We start from the raw sequence: 2,964 nt of genomic DNA on the forward strand, positions 1-2,964 counted from the left end.
GCGGCGCACGCCCTCGACTACGACGATTCAGCATTCGGCTCGCATCCGAGCGCGGTGCTCGTCCCCGCCATCCTGGCGGAAGCGGAGGCATTGTCCCGGGAGGGCCCGGCCATGCTTGCCGCTTATATCGCCGGCTATGAAAGCTGGGCCGAACTCGCGTCACGCGAGACCGACCAACTTCATCTGAAGGGCTGGCATCCCACATCGGTCCTCGGCGTGGTGGCGTCCGCGATTGCCGCATCCGTGCTGCACCAGCTCGATGCACAGCAGACTGCCCACGCAATCGGAATCGCTGCGTCCTCGTCATGCGGCCTCATGGCCAACTTCGGTTCGATGACGAAAGCCTTGCAGGTCGGCCGCGCGGCCCAGATCGGTGTGGAGGCTGCGCGGCTCGCCGCAGCGGGATTGACCGCTACCGCCGGGATCCTGGAACAGCCAAACGGCTTCCTGCACACTTACTCGCCGAAGGGCCGAGTCGACACCGCGCACGCGCCGCGCCTGGGCATCGACTGGCACATGCGTCGCCACGGCCTCAATATCAAGCTCTACCCCATGTGCTACGGCACGCATCGATATCTCGATGCCATGCTCGATACAGTTGCTGCCGAGGCGGTTGTTCCGTCGTCCATCGCCGCTGTCGATGTCTGGTTGAACGCGGCCACCACCAGGCTGCTCAGCCAGCACCGGCCGACCACTGCGACACAGGCGCGGTTCAGCATCGAGTTCGCGGTTGCCGCAGCATCGATCGCGCGCCGTTGCAGTTTGCACGAGTTGACCGACGATTTCGTCAATCGCCCCGACGTTCAGGCCATGATCGCCCGCGTCCGCATCCATCCGCTCGATGTGCCGGATGACGGTTCGCTCTCCGGACCGCCCGCGAGGCTCGCCATCTCGCTGCACGATGGTCGAACGATCGACGCCGCTCCGGTCGCCTTCGCACGTGGCCATTTCAAACGAGCCGCCACGCGGCAACAGTTGCGCGAAAAATTCGAGGACTGCGCATCGCCTCACATGGGCTCGCAGACAGAGGATTTATTCGATGCTCTGCAACGGCTGAGCGAGGTAGGCGACGCCAACGGCCTTCCGCTCTCGTCGGCAAGGATCGTGACAGCAGGGTCAGGACAGGCACGTATAGCGCGGATCGGCATATCGTGACCGCCCACAGACCAGACGCGCCAATACGTAACACAGCAAACTATTCCATGAGAGAAGTCTCGCTCCCGTTCGCCCAGGATCAGGGCATCCAGTTTCCGATCACCCTGATGACCACCGATCACGGCAGACGCATACGAGGGCTCCGATGACCGAAAAAGACGCCGTCCTGATGGTCGAAACGGTTAACAAAGTCTGCCGCCTGACCTTGAACCGCCCCGAGCGCCGCAACGCATTGTCGCACGATCTCAGCCAGGCGATCCGTCATGCAGTGCTGCGCGCGGATGCCGATCCTGACGTTGCGCTGATCACAGTGACCGGCGCTGGCGACGCATTCTGCGCGGGAGCTGACCTGAAGGCAGCAAGCGAGGGCGACCAGAAGGGGATCCCTTTCCGTGGGCCCTTGCATGAGGCGGAGCGGAGCATCTGCGAGGTTCTCATCAATTCCCGCAAGCCATCGCTGGCGATCGTCAACGGCCCCGCTGTAGCCGGCGGCTGCGAACTCGCGCTGTCATGCGATATGCGTATCGCCGCGGACGACACGTTCCTCCAGTTGCCTGAAGCGCGACGTGGCATGGGAGCGCATTTCGCGTCCGTGGCGCTGCCGCAAATGGTGCCGTCCGGCATCGCGATGGAATGGCTTTATACAGGCCGGCGGATTCCGGTCGAGGAAGCAGCGCGGTGGGGCCTGATCAACCAGCTCGTTCCGCGAACCGAACTCGCTGAGAGAGCGGAGGCGTTTGCGGCGGAGATCGTCGCCTCGGCGCCGCTGTCGCTGATCCGTCTCAAGCTCACGTTCCGGAAGTCGCAAGGACTGCCCCTCCAGACCGGCCTCCGGCTGGATACGGGGCCGGACCCCTATGCGTCCGAAGATCGCAAGGAAGGCGCGCGAGCGTTTCTGGAACGCCGTGCGCCGGTATGGACCGGCCGCTGACAGCATCAGGACCGACACAGTCATGAGCCTGAGCGAGGACCTTCGACCGCTCTTCCAGCCACGGCATGTCGCGGTGATCGGCGCATCGCGCACGCCCGGACGCACCGGCTATAACGTCGTGTCGAACCTGCTCGCCTGTGGCTTTTCAGGGCGCATTTCGCCGATCAACCCGGCCGGCGGCGATGTGCTCGGCATCCCCTGCTACGCCTCGTTGCGCACCGCGCCGCGCGACATCGATTGCGCGATGATGGTCATCCCGGCCGATGGCGCGGTGGCGGCCATGACGGATTGCGCCGAGGCGGGTGTTCGCTCCGTCATCATCGGCGCGTCGGGCTTTGCCGAGATCGCGACCGAGGCGGGCCGCCAGCGTCAGGATGACATCGCGCGGATCGCGCGTGAGAGCGGCATCCGCGTCATTGGGCCTAACACCAACGGCATCTATAATGCGACCGATGGCATATCGCTGGGCTTCAACGCCGAGCATGCGGACCGCATTCCGCCTGGCGATATCTCGTTCGTTTCGCACAGCGGCGCCCTGTTCGGCGGCACTGTTCGTACGCTGCGGCGTCTCGGGCTGGGTTTCTCGAAATTCGTGACGGTTGGCAACGAGAGCGATCTCACCATACTGGATATCCTCGAATACCTGATCCAAGACCCGGCAACCCGCGTCATCGGAATGATCGTCGAGGGCCTGTCGGACGGCCCCCGGCTGCGGATGCTGGCGAGCCGCGCCGCCGCGGAGGAAAAGGCGATCGTCGCCTTGAAGGTCGGGCGCTCGGCCGTCGGCGCCGGCGCCGCCTTGGCGCATTCGAGCCGCCTTGCCGGCAAAGCGCGGGCTTTTGACGCGCTGTTTCACGCCAGCGGGATCGCCAGCGTGC

Annotated in this window: 3 protein-coding genes; all 3 read left to right on the forward strand. The window is 64.8% G+C overall.

The genetic code is table 11. The features are described 5' to 3' along the window. The coding region (locus VN004_RS10815) for an MmgE/PrpD family protein (protein WP_325609808.1) at positions 1–1,155 on the forward strand (1,155 nt) is incomplete at its 5' end. Positions 1,156–1,300: 145 nt separating this feature from the next. Continuing rightward, entirely contained in the window at positions 1,301–2,086 is a 786-nt protein-coding gene (locus tag VN004_RS10820) for an enoyl-CoA hydratase/isomerase family protein (RefSeq protein ID WP_325609810.1), read from the forward strand. 22 nt (positions 2,087–2,108) lie between these two features. Beyond that, positions 2,109–2,964 (forward strand): CoA-binding protein (locus VN004_RS10825; RefSeq protein ID WP_325609812.1); only part of this gene is annotated, 856 nt, incomplete at its 3' end.

This window comes from Pseudorhodoplanes sp. (assembly GCF_035565855.1).
Lineage (GTDB): Bacteria > Pseudomonadota > Alphaproteobacteria > Rhizobiales > Xanthobacteraceae > Pseudorhodoplanes.